Genomic DNA, 23,874 nt, shown 5'->3' with positions numbered 1-23,874 from the left:
ACTTCACACGAAAGAGAATGACGAATGCCTAAGCCCAACAAGGGTCCTCGCCTCGGAGGCGGCCCCGCACACGAGCGCCTCATGCTCGCTACGCTCGCGGCGCAGCTGTACACGCACAAGCGCATCCAGACGACCGAGACGAAGGCCAAGCGCCTCCGTCCGCTCGCTGAGCGCCTGATCACCTTCGCGAAGCGCGGAGACATCCACGCTCGCCGTCGCGTGCTGCAGATTGTCACCGACAAGACCGTCGTGCACGAGCTCTTCACGGAGATCGCGCCGCAGATGGAAGGTCGCGAAGGCGGGTACACCCGCATCATCAAGACCGGCTACCGCAAGGGCGACAACGCCCCCATGGCAGTCATCGAGCTCGTCCTCGAGCCCGTCACGCCGAAGGCCTCCGCAGTGAAGACGGCTCCGGCCGCCGCACCTGCCGAGCCTGAGGCCGACGAGCCCGCGACCGACGAGGTCGACGCAGCCGCAGGCGACACGGAGGCTTCCGAGCCCACGGCCGACGGCGGAACGCAGCCTTCCGAGGCTGCAGACGCCGCTGAGTCGGACGCTGACGCGAAGGCCGACGACGCTAAGTAGTCGAAGCTGATCGTCGAGGCCCCCGAGCAATCATCGCGATTGCTCGGGGGCTTCGTCGTGTCGTCGATAAACCGGTTCGGTTGAGGGAGGATGGGCGCATGGGGCACGGACGAGGAAGCACACGGTTCCGTCTGGACATCGCCTACGACGGGTCCGCGTTCAGCGGGTGGGCGGCGCAGCCGGAACTGCGAACGGTGCAGGGCGCCCTCGAGGACGCCATCAGGCTCGTCGCACGAGAGCTTCCCGATGGTCCGCTGCTCACGGTCGCGGGCCGAACCGACGCCGGAGTCCACGCGACGGCGCAGGTCGCGCACCTCGACCTCGACGCCCTCGGGGTCGAGAACGTCCGACGTCGGTCCAGCGACGAGGTGTCCGACATCCTGCTCCGTCGGGTGAACGGGGTCCTCGGTCGAGACAGCGACGTCGTCCTCGCGGCGGTGGCGCCTGCGCCGGAGGGGTTCGACGCTCGGTTCTCGGCGATCTCCCGGAGCTACGAGTTCCGCATCGCAGATCGCCGAACGCCTCCGAACCCCATCGAGCGGCACCGCACGGCCGTCGTCCCGCGAGAGCTCGACGCGGGCCTCATGCAGGTGGCCGCAGACAAGCTCATCGGCCTCCACGACTTCGCCGGCTTCTGCCGACCGCGCCCGAACTCCACGACGATCCGGACCCTGCAGCGCTTCGACTGGGTCCGCGACGAGCAGGGCGTCGTCGTCGCGAAGCTCGAAGCGGATGCCTTCTGCCACTCCATGGTCAGGTCCCTCGTCGGCATGTGCGCTGAGGTCGGTGCCGGGCGCATCCGGCTCTCGGACGTGCCTTCGCTGCTCCAGGCGACGGAGCGAAGCAGCGCCTTCCCCGTCCTGGCGGCGAAGGGGCTCACGCTCACGGGAGTGGGCTACCCGGCGGACGCTCATCTCCGTGAACGCCAGGCCGTGACGCGGGCGCAGCGGCCCGCCCTCCGTCTGGTGGAGCCACTCACCTCGCCTGCGGGCATCGCTGACCGATCTACATCTCTCGACTGATTCCCAGGAATCCTGGGAGGGTCCAGACTGGGGTCATGGTCGACCTCATCAGCTACGCGGCGCTGGCCCTGCCTGTCGCCGTCTTCGCCGTGCTGAGCGTGGTCGGCAGGCTGTGGCCCCGGGCCATCGTGCCTGCGGCTTGGTCGGCTCTCGGGGTTGCAGTCCTCGTTCTGGCGTACGCGCTGCTCAGCATCCTGATGCCGGCACTGGACCCGACCGACCCCGACGTCTTCCTCGGCTCCTTCTTCTTCTCCGCGTCGCTCATCGCTGGGGGAGTTGGGACAATGCTCATGGTCGGCGTCTTCGGCGCGGCCGCCCGGTTCAGGACGATTCGAGCCCGACGCCTCGCCGCTCCGTCGGTTTGAGATTGCGCCCAGGCGACCACTGACGTAAGCTACTCAAGTTGTCTGCACTCCGGTGTCGGCTTCGAAGTTGAGCCCTCGACGGTGACGTTCGTGGTGAGGCCTCCCCGGGAGAACCCTTCCCGGAGGCTCAACCGCAACCATCACGACCGAGTGGGATTCACGACCTCCTCATTTCGACGAAAGGTGCACATCCATGCGCACGTACACACCAAAGGGCGGTGACATCACCCATGACTGGGTGGTCATCGACGCGACTGATGTCGTTCTCGGCCGGCTCGCAACCCACGCGGCAGCTCTGCTCCGCGGCAAGCACAAGGCAACCTACGCTCAGCACGTTGACATGGGCGACTTCGTCGTCGTCATCAACGCAGAGAAGGTCGCGCTGACGGGCTCCAAGCTCCAGAAGAAGCTCGCCTACCGCCACTCGGGCTACCCGGGTGGACTGACGGCGACCTCCTACACGGAGATGCTCGAGAAGCACCCGACGCGCGCCGTCGAGAAGGCGATCCGCGGCATGCTCCCCAAGAACACGCTCGGACGCAACCAGCTCAAGAAGCTCAAGGTCTACGCAGGTGCAGAGCACCCGCACGCAGCCCAGCAGCCGAAGCCGTACGTCTTCGACCAGGTTGCCCAGTAGCGGCCCGAGCTAGGAAAGAGAACACAGTGGCAACCATCGCAGAGTCCATCGAGCAGCCGCAGAGCTACTCGACCGAAACCCCCGAGGCAGAGGCGGCCGTCCAGGCTCCTCGTCCGGCGCTCACCGTTCCCGGTGCAGCCGTCGGCCGTCGCAAGCAGGCAATCGCCCGCGTGCGCCTCATCCCGGGAACCGGCACCATCACGGTCAACGACCGTGACATCGCCGACTACTTCCCGAACAAGCTGCACCAGCAGCTGATCAACGACCCGTTCACGATCCTGAGCCTGGGTGGCGCATACGACGTCATCGCACGCATCTCGGGTGGCGGACCTTCCGGTCAGGCCGGCGCGCTCCGCCTCGGCATCGCACGCGCTCTCAACGAGATCGACCGCGAGAACAACCGCCCCGAGCTCAAGAAGGCTGGCTTCCTGTCACGCGACGCTCGCGTCAAGGAGCGCAAGAAGGCTGGACTCAAGAAGGCCCGTAAGGCGCCTCAGTACTCGAAGCGCTAAGTCCAGACATTTCGAATGCCTAGGCTTTTCGGAACGGACGGGGTTCGTGGGCTTGCGAACGACCACCTCACGGTCGAGCTCGCCCTCAGCCTCGCCCAGGCCGCTGCCATCGTGCTCGCGACATCAGCTCGCGAGCACGGGCGGCGGCCTCGTGCTGTTTTAGCCCGCGATCCGCGGGTTTCAGGTGAGTTCATCTCTGCTGCCGTGGCGGCGGGACTTGCCTCCTCTGGTGTCGACGTACTCGACGCGGGAGTCATCCCGACGCCGGCCGCGGCGTTTCTCACCGCCGAGATCGGGGCCGACTTCGGCGTCATGATCTCGGCGTCCCACAATCCTGCGCCCGACAACGGCATCAAGTTCTTCGCTCGGGGCGGTCGCAAGCTCGCCGACGACCTCGAGAACCAGATCGAGGCGCTCCTCGGCGGGGAGAAGCTGACCCCGACGGGAGCTGGGGTCGGGAGCATCGAGCGTTTCGCCGATGCCGAAGACCGCTATGCCCTGCACCTGCTCCGCAGCCTGCCGCTCCGCGAAGACGGCACCTCGCCGCTGCGTGGACTCCACGTGGTCCTCGACTGCGCGCATGGTGCTGCTGCCGGCGTCTCGCCCGAGGTCTTCACCGACGCGGGCGCTCAAGTCACGGTCATCGGCAACGCGCCGAACGGACTCAACATCAATGAGGGTGTCGGATCGACGCACCTCGGCGAACTCGCTCGCACGGTCACGGAGCTCGGGGCGGACCTGGGCATCGCCCACGACGGAGACGCAGACAGGTGTCTTGCCATCGACGCCGACGGCAAGGTCGTCGACGGCGATCAGATCATGGCCATCCTGGCCGTCTCCATGCGTCGGCGCGGCGCGCTGCGCGAGGACACCCTCGTCGCCACCGTCATGTCGAACCTCGGCCTCAAGATCGCGATGCGCGAAGCCGGCATCCGCATGATCGAGACCAAGGTCGGTGACCGCTACGTCCTCGAGGAGCTCAACGAGCGAGGGCTCGCCCTCGGCGGGGAGCAGTCCGGACACGTCATCCTCACCGACTACGCCACGACGGGAGACGGCATCCTCACCGGTCTGCACATCGCGGCCGAGATGCGGCGAACCGGCAAGACGCTCGCCGAGCTCGCGTCCGTCATGCGCGTCTACCCGCAGGTGCTCATCAATGTGCCCGGCGTGCGCAAGGAGGATTGCGCGAGTGACGAGCCGCTCCAGGCTGCCGTCGCCCAGGTCGCCCTCGAACTCGGTGAGACCGGACGCGTCCTGCTCCGGCCATCCGGAACGGAGCCGCTCGTGCGCGTCATGATCGAGGCGGGGGAGCAGGAGACCGCACAGCGTCACGCGGAGGCCCTCGCCGCAGTCGTCCGCGAGCGGTTGGCTCTCTAAGGTCAGCGCTCCGCGAGGTCTCTGATCTCGTGCCGCTCGGACCGAGTCTCAGAACGAGGTCCCGCCCCACCGTCATCTGGTGGAGCGGGACCTCTTTCTCGTTCTGCGGGACACCCCTTGCCCTGCCAGCTTCGAAGCGGCGAACCTCAGAGAGCCTCTCGGTCAGGGTCACCACCCGAGTGTGAGAAAGAAACAAGTGCCGAGGCAAAGTTTTGGTGACAATCTCGCATCTGGGGCTTCTCGCGTAGATAAGCTCAACACGCGGAAATCCCGCCACACCTAAGGAGCTCTCCATGATCGAACGCAAGATCACCGTCGCCTCGGAGCACGGACTTCACGCACGTCCCGCCGCGATCTTCGTGCAGGCTGCCACCGAAGCCGGCGTCCCGGTGACGATCGCCAAGGGCGACAAGAGCGTCAACGCGGCCAGCATCCTCGGCGTGCTCTCGCTTGGCGTGTCCAAGGGTGACGAGATCACCCTCTCCGTCGACGGCGACGAAGCTGTCGCCGACCAGCTCGTGACTCTCCTGGAGACCAACCACGACGCTTGAGCCGCCGCGCGCGCTCATGGCCGTTCGGCCAATTCTTGAAATCCGGGAACGGTCGCACTGACCCCACCCCTCCTATCCCCGCGCATGGGGATTGCTTGGAGCAATAATGACTGCAGAAGCCACAACGACTGAACGCAAGGGTGCCCGCGTCGGCGTCCAGAAGTTCGGTGCGTTCCTCTCCGGCATGGTCATGCCGAATATCCCGGCGTTCATCGCCTGGGGCCTCATCACCAGCCTCTTCATCGAGACCGGCTGGCTGAACGAGCTGTTCCCCGCCAACGGCCAGCTCTGGGGCACCCTCGGTGGCTGGGCGATCGACCCCGCGACCATCACCGACGAGACCCCGGATGGAACGCCGTTCATGGGGCTCGTGAGCCCGATGATCACGTACCTCCTGCCTCTCCTCATCGCCTACCAGGGCGGCAAGATGGTCTACGACACGCGTGGTGGCGTCGTCGGTGCCATCGCGACCATGGGCGTCATCGTGGGCGCGGGCATCCCGATGTTCATCGGCGCCATGATCATGGGTCCGCTTGCAGCGTGGGTCATGAAGAAGGTCGACAGCATCTGGGACGGCAAGATCCGTGCCGGCTTCGAGATGCTCGTCAACAACTTCTCGGCAGGCATCCTCGCGATGCTGCTCGCCCTCGGCGGGTTCTTCGCGATCGCCCCGGTCATCACGTGGCTCACGGAACGTCTCGGTGAGGGCGTCGACGCGCTGGTCAACGCGGGGCTCCTGCCCCTCGCGAGCATCCTCATCGAGCCCGCGAAGATCCTCTTCCTCAACAACGCGATCAACCAGGGAGTGCTCACGCCTCTCGGTGTCGCGCAGTCGGAGGAAGCCGGGAAGAGCATCCTGTTCCTCCTCGAGGCGAACCCGGGCCCCGGCCTCGGTCTGCTCCTCGCGTTCTGCTTCTTCGGCGTCGGCGTCGCTCGCGCGAGCGCGCCCGGCGCAGTCGTCATCCAGTTCCTCGGCGGCATCCACGAGATCTACTTCCCGTACGTGCTCGCCAAGCCCGCTCTGATCCTCGCCGTCATCGGTGGTGGCGCGACGGGTGTGCTCACCAACGTCATCTTCGACTCGGGCCTCGTCGCTCCGGCATCTCCCGGCTCGATCTTCGCGATCATGATCATGACCGCCCAGGGCAGCCACCTCGGTGTCATCCTGTCGGTCCTGTTCTCGGCGGCAGTCACGTTCGCGATCGCCGCGGCGATCCTGCTCAGCTCACGCAAGAAGGATCTCGCCGCAGAGGCCTCGGGTGGCAACGGCTTCGCCGATGCTGTCGCCAAGACCGAGGCCAACAAGGGGAAGAAGTCCGACGCACTTTCGGGTCTCTCCTCGCAGGCCGCTGGCAGCTCCGTCGACACGAGGGTCATCACCAACGTCGTCTTCGCCTGCGATGCCGGTATGGGGTCGAGCGCGATGGGCGCGTCCGTCCTGCGCAACAAGATCAAGAAGGCAGGAATCGAGGGGGTCAACGTGAAGAACGTCTCGATTGCGAACCTCGACGCGACCCCCGACCTGATCGTCACGCACCAGGACCTCACCGACCGCGCGAAGCAGAAGTCTCCAGACGCCATCCACGTGTCCGTGGAAAACTTCATGAACAGCCCCAGGTATGACGAGGTCGTGGAACGGCTCTCCAACCAGTGAGTCGCACCTTCGACTGACCCAGGCCCCGAGCTGGATCATCCAGCTCGGGGCCTCCTATCGGAAGGAACGCAGAAAATGGCAGAAGTACTGAGCCTCGACAGCATCCGCCTCGGCGGAACCGCGCGCACGCGAGAAGAAGCCATCACGGAAGCGGGCGAGCTGCTCGTCGCGGCTGGCGCCGTGACGCAGGACTACATCCAGGCGATGCACGACCGCGAGCAGAGCGTCTCGACGTTCATGGGCAACTACCTCGCCATTCCGCACGGCACGAACGAGGCCAAGGACACGATCCTCGGCTCCGCGCTCTCCGTCGTCCGGTATGACGAGCCCATCGACTGGGGCGGAAACGAGACCCGCTTCGTCATCGGCATCGCAGGCAAGGACGGGGGCCACCTCGAGATCCTCTCGAGCGTCGCGATCGTGTTCAGCGACGAGGACAACGTCGAGGCTCTCCTCAAGGCGGAGACGCCGGAAGAGCTGGCACAGCTCCTTGGGGACGTGAACGAGGAATGAAGGCAGTCCACATCGGCGCGGGCAACATCGGTCGCGGCTTCATCGGGCTCGTCCTGCATGAAGCCGGGTACGACCTCGTCTACGCCGACGTCAACGCCGACCTCATCGGCGCGCTCCAGGCCGTCGACACCTACACGGTGCACGAGGTCGGGCCGGCAGCCAAGAGCCACGTCGTCGATCGCTTCAGGGCGATCAACTCGGCGACGCACGAGGACGAGGTCGTGCAGGAGATCGCCACTGCCGACGTCGTCACCTGCGCTGTCGGTCCGAACGTGCTCCGCTTCATCGCGCCCGTCATCCGCAAGGGCCTCGCGGCCCGCGCAGCTGACGCGCCGAAGCTGGCGGTCATGGCCTGCGAGAACGCGATCGGTGCCTCCGACACGCTCAAGGGGCTTGTCCTCGAGGGTGCCGAGGAGCTCGACGCCCGCGCGGTCTTCGCCAACTCGGCAGTCGACCGTATCGTCCCAGAGCAGGCGGTCGAGGGCGTCGACGTCACCGTCGAGGACTTCTTCGAGTGGACGATCGACCGGACACCGTTCAACGGTGCCGAGCCGAGCATCCCGGATGCCCACTTCGTGGACGACCTGAAGCCGTTCATCGAGCGCAAGCTCTTCACGGTGAACACGGGCCACGCGACGATCGCGTACCACGGCTTCGTGGCGGGCGCGACGAACATGCAGGACGCGCTCGCCATCTCGGCGGTCGCGTCCGAGGTCGAGGCCGTGCTCGGTGAGACGAGCCGCGTGCTCGTGACGCAGTTCGGGTTCTCGGAAGAGGACCACGCCGAGTACGTCGCCACGACGCTCTCGCGCTTCGCCAACCGCGACCTGCCGGACCAGCCCGCGCGCGTGGGCCGTCAGCCGTTGCGCAAGCTCTCCGAGAAGGAGCGCTTCGTGCGGCCCGCTTCGGAGGCCGAGGCCGCGGGACTCCCGTACGACGCGCTCGTGCGAGCGATCGGTGCGGCCCTCCGCTTCGACTTCCCGGCCGATCAGGAGAGCGTCGAGCTGCAGCAGAAGCTCGCGACGCTCGACGCGGAGACGTTCACGCGGGAGGTCACCGGCCTCGAGGGCGGCGCGCTCTTCGCGGCGGTCGTCGCCGAGGTCGCGCAGGCGCAGGCCGAACGCGTGGCAGCGTGATGCTCTGACAGCTCGCCTGTCGTGACGAAGCCTCTCCCGGGTTCACTCGGGAGAGGCTTCTTCAGGTTTTCTCGGCAATACCGGGACTGACGGGTGGCAGCTGAGAGCACGGCGCGGCGCCAGCTGTGGCGGGGGAGGGGTGCACGGGCCCCCGGCCGCTCAGACCTTGCGGAGCAGGACGCTGCGGACCGTGTGGTCGCTCGACTTCCGCAGCACGAGCTGAGCCCGTGACCGAGTCGGCATGACGTTCTCGCGCAGGTTCGGGCCGTTGATGCGCGACCAGATGCTGCGGGCGTGCTCGATGGCCTCGTCCGTGCTCAGATCGGCGAAGCGACGGAAGTACGAGCGCGGGTTGGTGAACGCCCCTCGCTGCAGCGAAAGGAAGCGCTGCTCGTACCAGCGCGCAATGTCCTCTGATCGGGCGTCGACGTAGATGGAGAAGTCGAACATGTCGCTCACCGCCAGCGAGTGAGCGCGGGGCGGCTGGAGCACGTTGAGGCCCTCGACGATGAGGACGTCCGGGCGGTTGACGACGATCTCAGCATCCGGCACGATGTCGTAGCTCAGGTGCGAGTAGAACGGCGCTCGAGCCTCCGCCGCGCCGCTCTTGACCTTCGTGATGAATCGCAGGAGTGCACGCTGGTCGTACGACTCGGGGAAGCCCTTGCGCTCCATGAGCCCGCGTCGCTCGAGCTCGGCGTTCGGGTAGAGGAAGCCGTCCGTGGTGACGAGCTCGACCCGGGGTGTGTCCTCCCAACGTCGGAGGAGCTCGCGAAGCAGCCTCGACACGGTCGACTTGCCGACGGCGACCGAGCCGGCGACGCCGATGACGAAGGGGGTGGAGGCGCTGCGCTCGCCGAGGAAGCCGCTGGTCGCACGGTGCAACGAGCGAGCGTTCGAGACGTACAGGTTGATGAGGCGGGAGAGCGGCACGTACACGTCGCGCACCTCGTCGAGGTCGAGGTGGTCGCCGAGGCCGCGCAGCCTGATGAGGTCCGATTCGTCGAGCGCCATCGGCGTCGACGGTGCGAGGTCGGCCCAGTCCTGGCGGAGGATCTCGACGAAGGGCGAGTCTCCTCCGCTGCGCGGAATCTGACCAGTTGCGGACATAGAAGGCGAGTCTAGTGCGGTGTCCGACCCCGCAAGAGCGGTGCCCCTAAGATGGCCCGTATGTGCGGAATTGTTGGTTACGTTGGTCCACGAGAGAGCCTTGACATCCTGATGGGCGGCCTCGCAAGACTCGAGTACCGGGGGTACGACTCCGCAGGTGTCGCGGTCATCGACGACGAGGGACGGATCGAGACCCGCAAGCGTGCGGGCAAGCTGAAGGTGCTGCGCGAAGACCTGGAGCGCAACGCGCTGCCGAACGGTCACACGGGCATCGGCCACACCAGGTGGGCGACGCATGGCGGTCCGACGGACGCGAATGCGCATCCGCACCTCGCAGATGACGGCAAGCTCGCCGTCATCCACAACGGCATCATCGAGAACTTCGCCGAGCTGAAGACCGAGCTCGTGGAGCTCGGCTACACCTTCGAGTCGGAGACCGACACCGAGGTCGCGGCCGTCATGATCGGCCACGTCTACCGCGAGGTGGGGAGCCTCGAGCAGGCGTTCCGCGCAGTGGTCCGCCGTCTTGACGGAGCGTTCACGCTCCTCGCGGTGCACGCCGATGAACCGGGCCTGATCGTCGGTGCGCGTCTGAACTCGCCGCTTGTCATCGGTCTCGGCGACGGAGAGAACTTCCTCGGCTCGGACGTGGCCGCGTTCGTCGAGTACACGCCCCGCGCGCTGGCCGTCGGCCAGGAGCAGATCGTGCTCGTGCGCCCTGACTCCGTGACGATCACGACGTTCGACGGAGAGCCCGCTACTGCAGAGGCCTTCGAGGTCTCGTGGGACGCGTCAGCTGCCGAGAAGGGCGGCTGGCCGAGCTTCATGGCCAAGGAGATCGACGAGGATCCCGAGGCCGTGGCGAACACGCTTCGCGGCCGGATCGTCGAGGGTCGCGTGCACCTTCCCGACCTCGACGCGCTCGGGGAGGACTTCTTCAACGACATCCACCGCATCATTATCGTCGCGTGCGGCACTGCCGCCTACTCGGCCCAGGTCGGTGCGTACGCCATGGAGAAGTGGGCACGCGTGCCCGTCCAGGTCGAGCTCGCGCACGAGTTCCGCTACCGCGACCCGGTGCTCGACTCCCGCACGCTGATCGTGTCGATGAGCCAGTCCGGCGAGACGATGGACACGCTCATGGCGGTCCGCTACGCGATGTCTCGCGGCGCGAAGACCCTCTCCATCTGCAACACGCAGGGAGCGACCATCCCGCGCGAGTCCGATGCGGTCGTCTACACGCACGCCGGGCCGGAGGTCGCTGTCGCGTCGACGAAGGCGTTCCTCGCCCAGATCACGGCCCTCTACCTGCTCGGCATCTACACGGCGACGATGCGCGGCACCATGGCGGCTGAGCGGCGCGAGGAGCTCCTGACCGAGTTCCAGACGATCCCGGAGAAGGTCCGCACGGTCCTCGGCGTCCGGGAGCGCATCCACGAGCTCGCGAACTGGATGGCGGACACCCGCTCCGTGCTGTACCTGGGTCGCAACGTGGGCTACCCGATCGCGCTCGAGGGTGCGCTCAAGCTCAAGGAGATCGCGTACATCCATGCGGAGGGCTTCGCCGCCGGCGAGCTCAAGCACGGCCCGATCGCGCTCATCGAGCCCGGCCAGCCGGTGTTCGTGATCGTGCCGAGCCCTCGCCACGACGACACGCTGCACCCGAAGATCGTGTCGAACATCCAGGAGATCCGCGCGCGCGGCGCCCGTGTGCTCGCGATCTGCGAGGTCGGCGACGCGGCCGTGCTGCCGTATGCGGACGAGGTCATCGCGGTTCCGCCGACGGAGCCCTTCTTCGAGCCGCTGCTCGCGGTCGTGCCGCTCCAGATCTTCGCGATCGAGCTCGCCACGGCGAAGGGGCTCGACGTGGATCAGCCTCGCAACCTGGCGAAGTCCGTCACCGTCGAGTAGCTGAGCGTGATCGTCGGTATCGGTGTCGACACGGTGGAGCTCGCGCGGTTCGCGCGGGCTCTGCAGCGTGCCCCGCGCCTCCGCGAGCGTCTCTTCGCGCCGGCGGAGCGCGACAGGTCGCTGGCGTCGCTCGGCGCTCGGTTCGCCGCTCGGGAGGCCGCGGTGAAGGCGCTCGGCGGCATCGGCTCGCTCAGCTTCCTCGACTTCGAGGTCGAGAGCGGGCCAGCTGGGCGCCCGGAGTTCGCCGTGACGCCCGCGCTCCGGGCGCACCTCGAGCTGGTGGGGGTCGATCACCTGCACCTCTCGCTGACACACGAGCGCACGACCGCGACGGCGTTTGTGATCGCCGAGCGTGCGGCAACGGCTGGGGCAGGCTCGTGAGCGGCGCTCGGGTCGATGTCGATCTCGACGCGGTCCGGGCGAACGTCCGGGCGATCGCGGATCTCACGCGCACGCCGCTCCTCGCGGTCGTGAAGGCGAATGCGTACGGACACGGGGCGCCCGAGGTGGCTCGTGCCGCGCTCGAGGGAGGTGCCGTGCGCCTCGGCGTCGTCGACCTCCGGGAGGCCCTCGCGCTCCGGGAGGCGGGCATCACCGCGCCGCTCCTCGCGTGGATGCACGGGGCTCGCACCGACTGGCTCGCCGCGCTGGATGCGGAGATCGAGCTCGGCGTCTCCTCACTCGCGCAGCTCGAGCTCGTCGATATCGGTCTGGGTCGTCTCGAGCACTCCGAGCGCTGCGTGGTCGTGCACCTCAAGCTCGACACGGGTCTCGGGCGCAATGGGATCAGCCCGGCGGAGTGGGAGTCGGCGTTCACGAAGGCCGCGGAGCTCGAGGGGCGGGGGCTCATCCGCCTCGAGGGATTGTTCAGCCATCTGGCTGGTGCGGGTCCTGACGCCGATCGTGAGCAGCTGGCTTCGTTCGAGCGCGCGCTCGAGCTCGCGGCTCGGCGTGGACTGACCCCGTCGGTGCGTCACCTCGCCGCGACGGCCGGTTCGATGTCGCTGCCGGAGGCGCGCTTCGATCTCGTGCGCCTCGGAGTCTCCCTGTACGGACTCTCGCCGTTCTCCGCTGACACGGACTGCCCGGTCGCGCTGAGGCCCGCCCTGTCGCTGAGCGCCCCGATCTTCGAGGATCAGCGCGGCTTCAGGGTCGACCTCGGGCACGCTGCGGGTCTGCCGCCGATCGAGCCTGGCTCGCTGGAGCTCGCGGACGACACCGGTGCTCGCTGGAATGTCGTCGCCCTCGACACCCTCGAGCTGCGAGTCGAACCGCTCGAGGGAACCGTGTCGGCGTCCGCACGCCTGGACCGCAGCGACGAGCCGCCTCGGCTGCTGGTCATCGACGCCGCACGCTCGGCGAGTGCGGACGCCTGGGCCTCGGCCGCCGGGACCATCAACTACGAGGTCGTCACTCGGCTGAGCTCCCGCATCCCGCGCCGCTCCTCGGGCGCGAGCTCTCCCGTCGAGCCTCACCGGGTGGCTGCGGTCGCCCCGGACGAGTCGGCGGCGCTCGCGCTCGCGCCCCGCCGCGAGCTCTGGGTCGACGTGGACCTGCTGCAGGCCCGCATGGGCGAACGGGCACGCGACCTCGCGGCGGCGCTGGGGAACGGCATGGGTGCGCGGCACGCGGCCAGGCTCTTCAGCGTCGACGTCTCCGTCGACGCGTACGGACTCGGTGGGGCTCTCGTGGCCGGTCTGGCGCTCGAGCACGGCCTGCTGCCGCTCGTCGCGGCGAACGCGGACCTCGCGCACGTCGGGCAGGCGGCACGGTCGAGCACGCTCGTCGACCACGAGCGGACCAGGGATCCCGGCAGCCGCGGAATCTACGGCTTCGACGAGCCGAGCGCGCCGCTTCCCGTCGCGCTCACGACGGAGCTCGTGCACGTGAAACGGGTGACGGCCGGCCACGGCGTCTCCTACGGCTACGACTGGGTGGCCGAGGAATCCACGACGCTCGGGCTCGTGCCCCTCGGCTACGCCGACGCCATCCCGCGCAGGGTCGCGGGGCACGGTGAGGTTGTCGTCGGCGGCCAGCGTCGGCCGATCGTCGGCCGGGTCGCCATGGATCAGGTGGTCATCGACCTGCAGGACCAGGAGGCGTGGATCGGCATGCCGGTCTCGGTGTTCGGGCCCGAAACGGGCGATATCCACCTGCAGGAGTGGGCATCCTGGTCAGCAGTGTCACCGCAGGCGTTCGTGGCTGCGCTCGGGCCGCGGGTCGTGCGGCGGGAACGACGCGATCAAGGAGGGGCGGATGGGTGTGGGCACTGACCTGACTCCGAGCATCACGGTGGAGCTCGCGACCGCGGAGGACATGGTCCGCGCGGGAGAGCTCATCGGCGGGCTCCTGCTCGCGGGCGATGTGCTCGTGCTGACGGGGCCGTTGGGTGCGGGCAAGACGACGTTCGCGCGGGGTCTCGGGAGTGCGCTCGACGTGCGGGGTCCGGTCACGAGTCCGACGTTCGTGCTGGCGCGCACGCATCCTTCCCTCGGAGCGGGGCCCGAGCTCATCCACGTGGATGCGTACCGTCTCGGCGATCCGGCCGAGCTCGATGATCTCGGCCTCGATCTGGCAGCCAGCGTCACCGTCGTCGAGTGGGGGCGCGAAGCGGTTCCGCTGATCACCGATCGCTGGCTGGAGATCACGATCGACCGTTCCGCGGCATCCCCGCCGCTCGAGCCCGGGGTCGTCGAGGGGCCAGGTGGTGTCGACTGGAGCGATGATGAGCCGTTGGACCCGCGCCGCGTCACGCTCACGGTCGCGGGCACGTGGGATCGCCCGGTAGCCGCCGCTCTCGTGGACGCGCTGCGGACCGAGTTCGGCGCAGCTCCCGCGTAGAATCACTCGCATGCTCTTAGCGATCGATACGTCAGCGGGCACGGATGTCGCGATCGTCACCCCGCACGGCCGGGTGCTCGCAGAACGCCGCACCGCCGACACCCGACACCATGCTGAGGTGGTCGGCGTGGCGATCGCCGAGGTGCTCGCAGACGCCGGGCTCTCTCCGCAGCACGTCACGCAGGTCGTCGGAGGAATGGGTCCGGGCCCCTTCACGGGGCTGCGTGTCGGCGTGGCCGCCGCGCGCACGTTCGCGTTCGCACGCGCCGCGCGTTTCATCCCGATGCCCAGCCATGATGCCGCGGCCCACGAGTGGCGCGCGGAGCATCCGGAGGCTGGCGGCGATCTGCTGGTCACGACGGATGCCCGCCGGGGGGAGCTCGCCTGCTCGCGGTACGAGCAGGGGCTGCTCGTCGCGAGCAGCTCAGAGCTGCACCGGCCTGATGCCGTCCCCGCTGCCGACCACCGCTTCGATACGAGGACCATCTCGGCCGCTCACCTCGCGCTCGCCTGGCTCGACCGCGAGGTCCAGGGGCTCGAAGCCGAGGCCAACACGATTCTGTACCTTCGGGGTGCCGATGCGGTTCCGTCGAACGGCCCGAAGCGGGTGACCGGCTGATGCGCGCCGTGCTGCGCGATGCCTCGCACGAGGACATCCCCTCGATGGTGCGTCTCGACGAGGCCGCCTTCCCGCTCGACCCGTGGTCGCCCTCGATGCTCGCTGGCGAGGTCAAGAGCGAGCACACGCGATATGTGGTCGTCGAGGACGCCGCGAGCGGCGAGATCCTGGCGGCTGCTGGCGTCATGGCTCTCCAGGGTGGTGGTGAGGCTGATCTGCAGACCATCGCCGTCGATGAGCGGCTGCGGCGCGGCGGATGGGCCACCCGGATGCTGGCCGAGCTCTTCGCGTGGGCCGAAGGGCGAGGCGCGAAGCAGGTGTTCCTCGAGGTGCGCGAGAACGGCGAGGCGGCTCGTGCCCTCTATTCGCGGCTCGGCTTCGAGGAGATCGGGCGCCGACCCAAGTACTACCCGAGAGAGGGCGTGGATGCGATCGTGATGCGCGGACAGCTGCCGAGCGTGCGGGCGTCCGCCGAGGCTCGTGTCGCGGCCGGTGCTCGCAGAGAGCCGCTTGTGCTCGGCATCGAATCGTCGTGTGACGAGACGGGTGTCGGCATCGTCCGCGGTCGGGTGCTGCTCGCCAACGAGGTCGCCTCCTCGATGGACGAGCACGCCATCTTCGGTGGCGTCGTTCCCGAGATCGCCGCACGTGCCCACGCCGACGCGATCGTGCCGACCATCTCGGCGGCGCTCGAGACGGCCGGAGTCTCGCTCGAGGACCTCGACGCGATCGCCGTCACCCAGGGCCCTGGCCTCGCTGGTGCGCTCATGGTCGGAACGGCTGCGGCGAAGGCCCTGCACGTCGCCACCGGCATCCCGCTCTACACCGTGAACCATCTCGTGGGCCACGTCGCCGCTGACGTCCTGCGCGACGACGTGGGTCAGCTCGAGCTGCCAGCGGTGGCGCTGCTCGTCTCGGGTGGGCACACGTCCCTCCTGCACGTTCGCGACCTCGTCGACGACGTGGAGCAGCTCGGCGAGACGATCGACGATGCGGCTGGAGAGGCGTTCGACAAGGTGGCGCGACTGCTGCGCCTGCCCTACCCGGGGGGACCCGAGATCGACAAGGCCGCTGCCGGAGGGGATCCGAAGGCGATCCGGTTCCCGCGCGGGCTCACCAAGCCGAAGGACCTCGAGCGGCACCGCTACGACTTCTCCTTCTCGGGGCTCAAGACCGCCGTGGCCCGCTGGGTCGAGGCGAAGGAGGACGCGGGGGAGTCGGTGCCGGTCGCCGATGTCGCGGCGAGCTTCCGCGAGGCCGTCGCCGACGTGCTGACGGCGAAGGCGGTGGCGGCCTGCACTGCCCTCGGCGTCCCCCGCCTCGTGCTCGGCGGGGGAGTGGCCGCGAACGCGCGCGTGCGTGAGCTCGCGGAGGAGCGGTGCGCTGCCGCCGGCATCGAGTTGCGCATCCCCCCGCTTCGGCTCTGCACCGACAACGGGGCGATGATCGCAGCCGTCGGCGCGATGCTCGTCGCTGCCGGCAAGCCTCCGTCCCCGCTCGACTTCGCGGCGGACTCGACGCTTCCGGTGGCCACGCAGCCTGCGCCGCAGGAGAGACCAGCTCTGGGGGAGCACCGATGACAGCACCCGATCAGCCGAAGCTGCCGCCGCGCAAGCCCGTGGAGCTTCCCCCGATCGACCGCACCCCGGTCGATGACACCAGCAACGCCGCCTACTCGGCTCTCACCCCGCGCTCGCGGGGTGAGGAGAAGTCGGCTCCGGCCGTGGAGAGCTCTGCGCCCCGGTCCGAGGAGCGCCGGAGTCCGGAGAACGACCGGGACATCGACCCGGCCGTCGCGCACGTGCAGGAGACCGCGATGGCTCCTGCGTCCGCTCGCGCCGCGACGGCACCGGCGCCTCCTGCGCTCGGGCTCAGTCGCCTCGCGGTCATCGTCTCCGTGCTGCTCTCGCTTGCCGCGGCAGCCCTGGCGCTCGCCCTCTCCGCATCCGTGACCCCCTCGCCGCTCTGGCCCCTGTACCTCGGGGCGAGTCTCGGCGCGGTCGCACTCCTGCTCGCGGTGCTGGGGCGGCGCCACCGCGGTTGGGTGCTCGCGCTCGTGCTCGCTGTGGCGGCGGTCGCGGGCTGTATTGGCTTCGCCTTCGTCGTCGCCTGAGTCCGCGCTCCAGCAACCGCCGTGCCCCGCGAGGTTGGAAGTCATCCTGCGGGATGACGAGGCCGAGGCCATGGGGATGACGTGCCGTTGAGCAGGTCGCCGTAACGTTGGAGCATCTCATCACCTCTCGAAAGGAGCGGACATGACCTGGTCGACACCAGATGGCCCCGTCGAGCGGATACCGGCCCCGAACGTCGCCGCGCAGCCCGTCGGCGAGCCGTGGGAAGCGCGAGGCGACACCCCCGGGGCCGGCAACGGGAACGGCTCCGGGCACGACTCGGGCTACCGGCAGGATCCGGGCTACGGGCAGGGTTTCGGCTACGGCCAGGATTCGGGCTACGGCCAGGACGCCGGCTACGGCCACACCGCGCCGAGCGACAGCTGGGGCCCTGGCGGCAACGCGGCGCAGGCGGCCCCCTCGCAGCACCTCGCCTATCCGGTGACGCCCTACGTCCAGGCGCCGTACACGGCACCTCGACCGGCCGGTGCCGGGACGCTGACCTTGAGCGTCGTGGCCCTGTGTCTGAGCGGAGGGTCGTTCTTCGTCTCGCTGATCCCCATCCTCCAGTTCGTCTGGTGGATGGTCGGGATCGCTGGCATCGTGTGCGGCTTCATCGCGCTGCGTCGCGAGCCGCGCGGACGGGCGCTCGCCATCACCGCCATCGTGCTCGGCTTCATCTCGGTCTTCGGGCTCCTGCTCCTGCTTGTCCTCGCCCTCCTCTTCTTCGGGGGAATCGGACTGCTCGGAGGCCTCAGCTCTTACTGAGCGTGGTCTTTCCTGAACCTTGTGTGACGGTTCCCAGTCAAACCCTGGGAACCTAGGACATGGGCGTGCGCCACTGAAGGCGTCGCCGCTTGCTCCACGCACGTGAACACCAGCCTCAACCGCCGCGAAATCGGCTGAACCGGAAGGAGCTCCGCAATGAGCGACAGCAACGCAACCCCAGGTGACAAGCCACGGCTCCCGGAGGACGACAGCACACCTCCCCAGTACGAGGCACCGGCCGCCTACACGCCGCCTGCTGAGTCGGTCGACTACTCCGCCCCGGCAGCCACCGGCACCGACTCCACGCCGCCCTCCGTCTCGGGCACCGACGCTTCGACCCCGGCCGCCCCGTACTCCGACTCCTCCGCACCCACATCATCGGGCAGCGGGTACACGCCACCGGCCGCGCCTGGCTCTGGCTCCGACTACTCGGCGCCTTCGGCATCCGGCACCGACTACTCGGCTCCCTCGTCATCCGGCAGCGGCTCCACGCCGCCCGCAGCATCCGGTTCGGTGAGCTACACGCCGCCGAGCGAGCCAGCCGCGGCACCGGGCGCAGCTCCCTACGGTCAGGCTCCATCCGCGAGCCAGGCTCCCGCCGGCGCAGCTCCGGCATACGGCGCTCCGCAGTCGCAGGGGCAGCCGCAGGGCTATGGGGCGCCGCAGGGATACGCGACGCCCGGTTACCCGGCGCAGTCCGCTGCTCCCAAGCGCACGCTCAGCATCGTCGCGCTTTCCCTCGGCGGTGCGGGTATCCTGCTCACCTTCGTCACGGCGTTCCTCGGGCTTCCCCTCGGTATCGCAGGTCTGGTCTGCGCCATCATGGCCAAGTCGCGGGAGCCGCAGGCCGGCCCGCTGCGCGTCTGGGGCCTCTGGGTCTCGATCGCAGCCATCGTGCTGTCGGTGATCGTGGCGATCATCGGCATCGTCGTCGCCGCCATGTTCATCGGCGACATGTCGTCTTACGGATACTGATCACCCGCTGCAAGAACTGGCAGGAGTGCGGGTGGATGCATCCGCCCGCACTCTAAGCTTGTTCAGCACCTGCAGCCTTGTCGACGACTGAGAAGGACACCATGTCTGACCCGAACGGCCCCCAGTACCCGCAGCAGCCCCACCAGAACGGCCAGTCGCAGACCGGCCAGCCCCCTTTCGGCGCGCAGCAGCCCGGCCAGGGCCAGTACGGCCAGGGGTCGTACGGGCAGTCTCAGCCGCAGTACGGGCAGCAGAACGATCAGCAGTACGGCCAGCAGCAGCCCGGGTATGGCCCGGCTGACGGCGGTTACGGCCAGCAGCAGCCTGGGTACTCTGGCTATGGCGCTCAGCAGCCGTCCGGTCAGCAGCAGGCTCCTGCGCAGCAGGGCTATGGCCAGCCGCAGCAGAACCAGTTCGGGCAGCCGCAGTACGGTGCCCCGCACCAGGATCAGTTCGGGCAGCCCCAGTACGGCGCCCCGCAGCAGGGGCAGTACGGGCAGCCGCAGCACGGTGCTCCGCAGCAGGGACAGTTCGGGCAGCAGCCCGGCCAGCAGTTCGGCGTGCAGGGATACGGCCAGCAGCCGAAGGCTCCTGCGCCGGTGCTCGGGATCATCGGCGTGGCGCTCGGCGCGCTCTCGCTGCTTCTCCTCCTGCTTCCCGGGTGGGCGTACATCGTGGCCCTGGTGCTCGGTCTCGGCGCCGTCGGGCTCGGAATCGCCGGGCTTCGCGCCCCGAAGGGCCTCGGACGCACCCTTGCCGTCGTGGGCCTCGTGGCGGGTGGCCTCGCGGTCCTGCTCGCCATCGTGACGCTGGTCGTGGTGCTGGTCGTCTAGGCACGAGACCCGCCGACGGCTCGGCTGGCCTCAGCTGAGCCGATCGGCGAGGATGGCGACGCGCTTGTCGCCGATCCTCGTGAGGATGAGCACCGCGGACGCGTCTCCCTTGAGCGAGAGCTTCCGCCTGAACTCCGCAGGGTCGATGTCGACCCCCCGTTTCTTGATCTCGAGCACGCCGATGCCTCGCTTCCGCAGCTCGCCCTTGAGCGACGATGCATGCAGGGGCAGCACCTCTCGGACCGAGAACGCGCTCGCGAACGGCGTCGGCGTGAAGTGCTCGGCGGTCATCCACGCGATGCTCTCTGAGATCATCGACGCTTCGAGCGACCGTGCGAGGTCGCCGATGAGGCGAGCGCGGATGATCGCCGCGTCCGGCTCGTAGAGCACGGCGCCCAGCGCCGCGACGTCCGCGTCCCGGACGTCCTCGCCTGTCGTCAGCTCGGCGGTGCCATGCCTGCTGATCACGAGAGCCGAGCGGCGGATGCCCGCCCTCGCCGTGCCGTGCATCCATACCGTCGCCTCGACGAGGTCGCCGTTGGAGGACACCCACTGCGTCTCCGCGTCCTCCGGGAGGTACGCGTGGTCGATCCCCGGTCCCAGCTTGATGCCCGTCGGGCGCTCGCGGCCTGCGGCGAAGACGAAGTCGAGGGATGGGCTCCAATCCGCCGGATCGAAGTGGCGTGCCGTGCTCCCGCCGTTTGTTGTCCTGCGGGCCGGGTCGAACCAGAGCGCATCGAAGGCATCCAGGTCCACCTCCTCGGCGCGGTCGTGCCTGACCTGCGCGTTCGGAAACGGGGCCAGGTTGTGGGCCGCGATAGCAGCCGTGACCTCGTCGACGTCGAACGCGGTGACCTCGAGCCCGAGCGATGCGAAAGCCATGGAGTCCGCGCCGATCCCGCAGCCGAGGTCGGCCACGCTCACGGCGCCGGCCTGCCTGAACCGGTTCGCGTGGTGCGCCGCGACTTGCAGACGCGTCGCCTGCTGCAGGCCAGCGTCGGTGAAGAGCATCCGCTCGGCGAACGGGCCGAACTTGGCGGATGCCCGCCGCCGGAGCTTCGCCTGCGTGACGACGGCGGCGACGACGTCCGCGGACCCTCCTGCCGCGCGCAGCCTCGTCACCAGGGCGAGCGCGTCTCCCGCCGACTCGACGGGCGGCGCGTCGTCGAGCAGGGTCATCGCCTCCGGTGTGAGGAGGGCCAGGAGTTCGTCGCGTTGCACCAGCACTACGCTACCGGCGTACGCCACGAGACGTCGCCGCGTTGCAGTCGTCGCCGCCTGGCCCCTACACTCTGAGTTAGCACTCTCATGGGGAGGGTGCTAATTCTGAACTTCCTATCGCTGAGAAAGAGGTCAACCGTGTCGGTGAACATCCAGCCGCTCGAGGATCGCATCGTCATCAAGCAGGTCGAAGCCGAGCAGACCACGGCTTCGGGTCTTGTGATTCCGGACACCGCCAAGGAGAAGCCCCAGGAGGGCGAAGTCGTCGCAGTCGGCCCCGGCCGCATCGATGACAACGGAAACCGCGTGCCGCTCGACCTCGTGGTCGGCGACAAGGTCATCTACTCCAAGTACGGCGGAACCGAGGTCAAGTACGGCGGCGAGGAGCTCCTTGTGCTCTCCGCTCGCGACATCCTCGCGAAGATCGTCTAGTCTCCTGACCTCCTGAGGCCGAGCCGGTTCGGGCGGTCTCATCTGCAGGAGCAGCATCGCGCATGGCGCCCACCCCTCGGGGTCGGGCGCCATTCGTGTTCCAGGGGCCCGACGTCGGGCGTACGATCTCGAGGTGACGGAATCTCCTCGGTCCGGCCTCTGGCTGGCGTTCAGCGCGTACGCGCTCTGGGGCTTCATGCCCCTCTACGTCGTGGCGACCGCTCCCACGACGCCCGTGGAGCTCATCGCGTGGCGCATCATCCTGAGCGTCGTGTTCTGCCTGCTCGGCGTGCTCGTCATGCGGGCCTGGCGTCCGTTCCGGGAGCTCATCTCGAAGAAGCGGGTCGTGCTCGGCCTCGGCATCGCCGGGGTCCTGGTGTCGGCGAACTGGCTGTTCTACGTGCAGGCGGTCGCGACAGGCCACACCCTCGACGCCGCGCTCGGCTACTTCCTCAACCCGATCGTGTCCGTCGCGCTCGGGCTGGTCTTCCTCCGCGAGAAGCTCAGGCCCCTGCAGTGGGTCGCCGTCGGGCTCTCTCTCCTCGCCGTGCTCGTGATCTCGCTCGGCTACGGCCGCATCCCGTGGCTCGGCCTGGGCGTCGCCATGACCTTCGGGCTGTATGGGCTCGTGAAGAAGCGGGTGGGGGTCCAGGCGGATGCGCTCTCCGGACTGGCGGTCGAGACGACGCTCATCATGCCCATCGGCGCGATCTGCCTGCTCTGGACGGTGCTCTTCGGCGGCGGCATCACCTTCGGCTCCGTGTCGGCGGTCAACACGGGCGTCCTGCTCTTCGCGGGCGTCGTCACGAGCGTGCCGCTTCTGCTGTTCGCGGCGGCCGCCAGGAGGCTGCGCCTCATCGAGCTCGGACTCATGCAGTACATCGCGCCGATCCTGCAGTTCGTGCTCGCCGTGGCGGTCTTCTCAGAGCCCATGCCGCTCGAGCGCTGGATCGGGTTCGCGATCGTCTGGGTCGCCCTCATCCTCTTCACGATCGACCTCGTGCGCACGGCTAGACTTGGCGCCAAGATTCCCTCGGTCGCGGACGAACTCGGTCCACCGACACGAGGCTGATGAGCTGAGGGTCCCGGGAATGCGTCCGGGGTCCTCGCTGTTCCATCACCACTGAGCTGTTTCCCGATGCACGAGGATGCCGCCGAACGGCGCATCCCAGATACCTCCTGGAGCGTAATGACCGAGTCGGACCCCTTTGGCTTCACCGGATTGACCTACGACGATGTGCTGCTGCTTCCCGGGCACACCGACGTCATCCCGTCTGAGGTCGACACGACGACACGGCTGACGCGCGGCATCACCCTGCGCGTCCCGCTCGTCTCGGCGGCGATGGACACGGTCACGGAGGCCCGCATGGCGATCGCCATGGCGCGCCAGGGTGGCATGGGCATCCTGCACCGCAACCTGTCGATCGACGACCAGGTCGAGATGGTCGATCGCGTGAAGCGCTCCGAGTCCGGCATGGTGACGAATCCGGTGACGACGACTCCCAACGCGACGGTCGCGGAGGTCGATGAGATCTGCGGGCAGTACCGCGTCTCCGGCCTGCCGGTCGTCGACGAGGAGACGGGCAAGCTCGTCGGCATCATCTCCAACCGGGACATGCGCTTCGTTCCCGAGTCGGAGAAGCGCACGACCCGCGTGCACGAGGTCATGACGGGCGAGGGCCTCGTGACCGGTCCCGTCGGGATCTCCGGTGACGACGCCTACAAGCTCCTCGGCAAGCACCGCATCGAGAAGCTGCCGCTCATCGACGACGAGGGCAAGCTCGCCGGCCTCATCACGGTGAAGGACTTCGACAAGAGCGACAAGTACCCGAACGCGACGAAGGACGACGCCGGGCGCCTGCGCGTCGGCGCGGCGATCGGCTTCTTCGGCGACGGCTGGGAGCGCGCGGAGCGCCTCGTGGCTGCCGGTGTCGACGTCCTCGTCGTCGACACGGCGAACGGCCAGTCGGCCGGCGTGCTCGACATGATCCGCCGCCTCAAGAGCGACCCGGTCATGGGCCACGTGCAGGTCGTCGGCGGCAACGTCGCGACCCGCGAGGGCGCCCAGGCGCTCGTGGATGCGGGTGCTGACGCCGTCAAGGTCGGCGTCGGTCCTGGCTCCATCTGCACGACGCGCATCGTCGCGGGAGTCGGCGTCCCCCAGATCACGGCCGTCTACGAGGCGTCGCTCGCCGCGACCCCGGCTGGCGTGCCGGTCATCGCGGACGGCGGCCTGCAGTACTCGGGCGAGATCGCGAAGGCGCTTGTCGCCGGCGCATCCGCAGTCATGGTCGGATCGCTGCTCGCGGGCACCGACGAGTCGCCGGGCGACCTCATCTTCGTCAACGGCAAGCAGTTCAAGAGCTACCGCGGCATGGGATCGCTCGGCGCCCTGCAGTCGCGCGGCGAGCGCACCTCGTACTCGAAGGACCGCTACTTCCAGGCGGACGTGCCGAGCGATGACGAGCTCATCGCCGAGGGGATCGAGGGCAAGGTCGCGTACCGCGGCTCGATCCGCCAGTCGGTGTTCCAGCTCACGGGCGGCCTGCGCCAGTCGATGTTCTACGTCGGCGCTCGCACCGTCGCGGAGCTCAAGGAGAAGGGCCGCTTCGTGCGGATCACCCCGGCAGGGCTGAAGGAGTCGCACCCGCACGATGTGCAGATGGTCTCGGAAGCCCCCAACTACCGTCGCTAG

Annotated in this window: 25 protein-coding genes; 23 read left to right on the top strand and 2 right to left on the bottom strand. The window is 68.5% G+C overall.

The genetic code is table 11. The features are described from left to right. The first annotated feature begins 24 nt into the window (after window positions 1-24). The 10 genes from rplQ to C5E07_RS10805 all read left to right on the top strand — a co-directional run bounded on the left by rplQ (window position 25) and on the right by C5E07_RS10805 (window position 8,358). On the top strand, window positions 25-588 hold the full coding sequence (gene rplQ / locus C5E07_RS10845; RefSeq protein WP_104299428.1) for a 50S ribosomal protein L17: 564 nt from the start codon (window positions 25-27) through the stop codon (window positions 586-588). 98 nt (window positions 589-686) lie between these two features. Next, a complete protein-coding gene (locus C5E07_RS10840) occupies window positions 687-1,610 on the top strand; it encodes a tRNA pseudouridine(38-40) synthase TruA (protein WP_104299427.1) in 924 nt (307 codons plus the stop codon). Between the two features lie 35 nt (window positions 1,611-1,645). Continuing rightward, window positions 1,646-1,975 (top strand): hypothetical protein, encoded by a 330-nt coding sequence (locus C5E07_RS10835; RefSeq protein WP_104299426.1) that lies wholly within the window; start codon window positions 1,646-1,648, stop codon window positions 1,973-1,975. Window positions 1,976-2,168: 193 nt separating this feature from the next. Continuing rightward, on the top strand, window positions 2,169-2,612 hold the full coding sequence (gene rplM / locus C5E07_RS10830; RefSeq protein ID WP_104242639.1) for a 50S ribosomal protein L13: 444 nt from the start codon (window positions 2,169-2,171) through the stop codon (window positions 2,610-2,612). 26 nt (window positions 2,613-2,638) lie between these two features. Further along, window positions 2,639-3,124 carry a 30S ribosomal protein S9 gene (gene rpsI, locus C5E07_RS10825; protein WP_104242637.1) on the top strand — a complete coding sequence of 162 codons (486 nt, stop codon included), beginning with the start codon at window positions 2,639-2,641 and terminating at the stop codon, window positions 3,122-3,124. Between the two features lie 15 nt (window positions 3,125-3,139). Next, on the top strand, window positions 3,140-4,504 hold the full coding sequence (glmM, locus tag C5E07_RS10820) for a phosphoglucosamine mutase (protein WP_104242635.1): 1,365 nt from the start codon (window positions 3,140-3,142) through the stop codon (window positions 4,502-4,504). Window positions 4,505-4,797: 293 nt separating this feature from the next. Continuing rightward, a complete protein-coding gene (locus tag C5E07_RS10815; protein ID WP_104242633.1) occupies window positions 4,798-5,055 on the top strand; it encodes an HPr family phosphocarrier protein in 258 nt (85 codons plus the stop codon). Between the two features lie 106 nt (window positions 5,056-5,161). After that, window positions 5,162-6,709 (top strand): PTS mannitol transporter subunit IICB, encoded by a 1,548-nt coding sequence (locus C5E07_RS10810; protein WP_181057939.1) that lies wholly within the window; start codon window positions 5,162-5,164, stop codon window positions 6,707-6,709. Window positions 6,710-6,784: 75 nt separating this feature from the next. Continuing rightward, on the top strand, window positions 6,785-7,222 hold the full coding sequence (locus C5E07_RS19505; RefSeq protein ID WP_181057937.1) for a PTS sugar transporter subunit IIA: 438 nt from the start codon (window positions 6,785-6,787) through the stop codon (window positions 7,220-7,222). Beyond that, complete coding sequence (locus C5E07_RS10805) at window positions 7,219-8,358, top strand: mannitol-1-phosphate 5-dehydrogenase (RefSeq protein ID WP_104299425.1); 1,140 nt, start codon at window positions 7,219-7,221, stop codon at window positions 8,356-8,358. Before C5E07_RS19505 ends, C5E07_RS10805 begins: the two co-directional genes overlap by 4 nt. Before the next feature lie 159 nt (window positions 8,359-8,517). Here C5E07_RS10805 and coaA read toward each other — a convergent pair whose 3' ends face one another. Beyond that, on the bottom strand, window positions 8,518-9,468 hold the full coding sequence (gene coaA / locus C5E07_RS10800; protein WP_104242628.1) for a type I pantothenate kinase: 951 nt from the start codon (window positions 9,466-9,468) through the stop codon (window positions 8,518-8,520). A gap of 60 nt (window positions 9,469-9,528) precedes the next feature. Here coaA and glmS point away from each other — a divergent pair, with 60 nt between their 5' ends. The 10 genes from glmS (at window position 9,529) to C5E07_RS10745 (ending at window position 19,526) form a co-directional block, all read left to right on the top strand. Continuing rightward, window positions 9,529-11,379 carry a glutamine--fructose-6-phosphate transaminase (isomerizing) gene (glmS, locus tag C5E07_RS10795; protein ID WP_104299424.1) on the top strand — a complete coding sequence of 617 codons (1,851 nt, stop codon included), beginning with the start codon at window positions 9,529-9,531 and terminating at the stop codon, window positions 11,377-11,379. A gap of 6 nt (window positions 11,380-11,385) precedes the next feature. Next, on the top strand, window positions 11,386-11,760 hold the full coding sequence (locus C5E07_RS10790; protein ID WP_104242624.1) for a holo-ACP synthase: 375 nt from the start codon (window positions 11,386-11,388) through the stop codon (window positions 11,758-11,760). Beyond that, window positions 11,757-13,652 carry an alanine racemase gene (locus tag C5E07_RS19785; protein WP_258063885.1) on the top strand — a complete coding sequence of 632 codons (1,896 nt, stop codon included), beginning with the start codon at window positions 11,757-11,759 and terminating at the stop codon, window positions 13,650-13,652. The genes C5E07_RS10790 and C5E07_RS19785 overlap by 4 nt, the downstream gene beginning before the upstream one ends. Beyond that, window positions 13,636-14,220: a tRNA (adenosine(37)-N6)-threonylcarbamoyltransferase complex ATPase subunit type 1 TsaE gene (gene tsaE, locus C5E07_RS10775; protein ID WP_104299423.1), complete on the top strand. Its 585-nt coding sequence runs from the start codon at window positions 13,636-13,638 to the stop codon at window positions 14,218-14,220. The genes C5E07_RS19785 and tsaE overlap by 17 nt, the downstream gene beginning before the upstream one ends. Window positions 14,221-14,230: 10 nt before the next feature. After that, window positions 14,231-14,839, top strand: a complete 609-nt coding sequence (tsaB, locus tag C5E07_RS10770; protein WP_104242618.1) for a tRNA (adenosine(37)-N6)-threonylcarbamoyltransferase complex dimerization subunit type 1 TsaB — start codon at window positions 14,231-14,233, stop codon at window positions 14,837-14,839. Continuing rightward, window positions 14,839-16,419 (top strand): tRNA (adenosine(37)-N6)-threonylcarbamoyltransferase complex transferase subunit TsaD, encoded by a 1,581-nt coding sequence (gene tsaD, locus C5E07_RS10765; protein ID WP_181057935.1) that lies wholly within the window; start codon window positions 14,839-14,841, stop codon window positions 16,417-16,419. Before tsaB ends, tsaD begins: the two co-directional genes overlap by 1 nt. After that, window positions 16,416-16,952, top strand: a complete 537-nt coding sequence (locus C5E07_RS10760) for a hypothetical protein (protein WP_104299422.1) — start codon at window positions 16,416-16,418, stop codon at window positions 16,950-16,952. Before tsaD ends, C5E07_RS10760 begins: the two co-directional genes overlap by 4 nt. Window positions 16,953-17,094: 142 nt before the next feature. Continuing rightward, a complete protein-coding gene (locus C5E07_RS19500; RefSeq protein ID WP_104242614.1) occupies window positions 17,095-17,718 on the top strand; it encodes a DUF4190 domain-containing protein in 624 nt (207 codons plus the stop codon). Between the two features lie 156 nt (window positions 17,719-17,874). After that, window positions 17,875-18,693 (top strand): DUF4190 domain-containing protein, encoded by an 819-nt coding sequence (locus C5E07_RS10750; RefSeq protein ID WP_104299421.1) that lies wholly within the window; start codon window positions 17,875-17,877, stop codon window positions 18,691-18,693. A 101-nt stretch (window positions 18,694-18,794) separates the two neighbouring features. Next, window positions 18,795-19,526 carry a hypothetical protein gene (locus tag C5E07_RS10745; RefSeq protein ID WP_104299420.1) on the top strand — a complete coding sequence of 244 codons (732 nt, stop codon included), beginning with the start codon at window positions 18,795-18,797 and terminating at the stop codon, window positions 19,524-19,526. Window positions 19,527-19,556: 30 nt separating this feature from the next. On the opposite strand, the gene C5E07_RS10740 is transcribed toward C5E07_RS10745, so the two are convergent. Further along, complete coding sequence (locus tag C5E07_RS10740; protein WP_104299489.1) at window positions 19,557-20,747, bottom strand: class I SAM-dependent methyltransferase; 1,191 nt, start codon at window positions 20,745-20,747, stop codon at window positions 19,557-19,559. Between the two features lie 138 nt (window positions 20,748-20,885). Here C5E07_RS10740 and groES point away from each other — a divergent pair, with 138 nt between their 5' ends. The 3 genes from groES to guaB all read left to right on the top strand — a co-directional run bounded on the left by groES (window position 20,886) and on the right by guaB (window position 23,874). Continuing rightward, the gene (gene groES, locus C5E07_RS10735; RefSeq protein WP_068479200.1) at window positions 20,886-21,179 is read left to right on the top strand and encodes a co-chaperone GroES; all 294 of its coding nucleotides are present in this window, start codon (window positions 20,886-20,888) and stop codon (window positions 21,177-21,179) included. Between the two features lie 133 nt (window positions 21,180-21,312). Further along, window positions 21,313-22,251 (top strand): EamA family transporter RarD, encoded by a 939-nt coding sequence (gene rarD, locus C5E07_RS10730; protein ID WP_258063883.1) that lies wholly within the window; start codon window positions 21,313-21,315, stop codon window positions 22,249-22,251. A gap of 117 nt (window positions 22,252-22,368) precedes the next feature. Then, the gene (guaB, locus tag C5E07_RS10725; protein WP_104242608.1) at window positions 22,369-23,874 is read left to right on the top strand and encodes an IMP dehydrogenase; all 1,506 of its coding nucleotides are present in this window, start codon (window positions 22,369-22,371) and stop codon (window positions 23,872-23,874) included.

The sequence above is a fragment of the Pseudoclavibacter sp. RFBJ3 genome (genome assembly GCF_002931375.1).
In the GTDB taxonomy this organism is placed as follows: Bacteria; Actinomycetota; Actinomycetes; order Actinomycetales; family Microbacteriaceae; genus Pseudoclavibacter.
The sequence above is the reverse complement of the archived record's forward strand: the minus strand, read 5'-3'. Positions and strand labels throughout refer to the sequence as shown.

What these genes read in the sequence shown, in the direction of transcription:
- C5E07_RS10815 (WP_104242633.1), top strand. Translation starts at nt 4,798, where the DNA reads ATGATCGAACGCAAGATCACCGTCGCCTCGGAGCACGGACTTCACGCA.
- C5E07_RS10745 (WP_104299420.1), top strand. Translation starts at nt 18,795, where the DNA reads ATGTCTGACCCGAACGGCCCCCAGTACCCGCAGCAGCCCCACCAGAAC.
- C5E07_RS10750 (WP_104299421.1), top strand. Translation starts at nt 17,875, where the DNA reads ATGAGCGACAGCAACGCAACCCCAGGTGACAAGCCACGGCTCCCGGAG.
- C5E07_RS10810 (WP_181057939.1), top strand. Translation starts at nt 5,162, where the DNA reads ATGACTGCAGAAGCCACAACGACTGAACGCAAGGGTGCCCGCGTCGGC.
- C5E07_RS10805 (WP_104299425.1), top strand. Translation starts at nt 7,219, where the DNA reads ATGAAGGCAGTCCACATCGGCGCGGGCAACATCGGTCGCGGCTTCATC.
- C5E07_RS10760 (WP_104299422.1), top strand. Translation starts at nt 16,416, where the DNA reads ATGACAGCACCCGATCAGCCGAAGCTGCCGCCGCGCAAGCCCGTGGAG.
- tsaB (WP_104242618.1), top strand. Translation starts at nt 14,231, where the DNA reads ATGCTCTTAGCGATCGATACGTCAGCGGGCACGGATGTCGCGATCGTC.
- guaB (WP_104242608.1), top strand. Translation starts at nt 22,369, where the DNA reads ATGACCGAGTCGGACCCCTTTGGCTTCACCGGATTGACCTACGACGAT.
- C5E07_RS19500 (WP_104242614.1), top strand. Translation starts at nt 17,095, where the DNA reads ATGACCTGGTCGACACCAGATGGCCCCGTCGAGCGGATACCGGCCCCG.
- glmM (WP_104242635.1), top strand. Translation starts at nt 3,140, where the DNA reads ATGCCTAGGCTTTTCGGAACGGACGGGGTTCGTGGGCTTGCGAACGAC.
- rplM (WP_104242639.1), top strand. Translation starts at nt 2,169, where the DNA reads ATGCGCACGTACACACCAAAGGGCGGTGACATCACCCATGACTGGGTG.
- C5E07_RS19505 (WP_181057937.1), top strand. Translation starts at nt 6,785, where the DNA reads ATGGCAGAAGTACTGAGCCTCGACAGCATCCGCCTCGGCGGAACCGCG.
- tsaE (WP_104299423.1), top strand. Translation starts at nt 13,636, where the DNA reads ATGGGTGTGGGCACTGACCTGACTCCGAGCATCACGGTGGAGCTCGCG.
- coaA (WP_104242628.1), bottom strand. Translation starts at nt 9,468, where the DNA reads ATGTCCGCAACTGGTCAGATTCCGCGCAGCGGAGGAGACTCGCCCTTC.
- tsaD (WP_181057935.1), top strand. Translation starts at nt 14,839, where the DNA reads ATGCGCGCCGTGCTGCGCGATGCCTCGCACGAGGACATCCCCTCGATG.
- C5E07_RS10840 (WP_104299427.1), top strand. Translation starts at nt 687, where the DNA reads ATGGGGCACGGACGAGGAAGCACACGGTTCCGTCTGGACATCGCCTAC.
- glmS (WP_104299424.1), top strand. Translation starts at nt 9,529, where the DNA reads ATGTGCGGAATTGTTGGTTACGTTGGTCCACGAGAGAGCCTTGACATC.
- rplQ (WP_104299428.1), top strand. Translation starts at nt 25, where the DNA reads ATGCCTAAGCCCAACAAGGGTCCTCGCCTCGGAGGCGGCCCCGCACAC.
- C5E07_RS10835 (WP_104299426.1), top strand. Translation starts at nt 1,646, where the DNA reads ATGGTCGACCTCATCAGCTACGCGGCGCTGGCCCTGCCTGTCGCCGTC.